This is a genomic window from Streptococcus cristatus, assembly GCF_001588905.1.
Taxonomy (GTDB): Bacteria; Bacillota; Bacilli; order Lactobacillales; family Streptococcaceae; genus Streptococcus; species Streptococcus cristatus_N.
This window is the reverse complement of sequence record NZ_LAWH01000074.1, coordinates 1-203: the sequence shown is the minus strand read 5'-3', so window position 1 is coordinate 203 and position 203 is coordinate 1. Positions and strand designations below refer to the sequence as shown.

Below are 203 nucleotides of genomic sequence, written 5' to 3'. Positions count from 1 at the left end.
GAGTTCTGGTTGTTAGATGCTGAAGCTGAGGCACTTTGGCTTGCGCTTACTGATGCTGAAGTACTTTGACTTGCAGATACAGACGCTGAAGCTGATTGACTAGCTGATACAGAGGCTGATTGGCTCGCACTGATGCTTGCTGAGATAGATGCTGAAGTGCTTTGGCTCGCACTAATTGACGCAGACTGGCTCGCGCTTACTGA

At 49.3% G+C, this 203-nt stretch carries 1 protein-coding gene; it reads right to left on the bottom strand.

Features of this window, described 5'->3' with window-relative positions:
• The coding region (locus tag A0765_RS10095) for a hypothetical protein (protein WP_179856163.1) at positions 1-203 on the bottom strand (203 nt) is incomplete at both ends.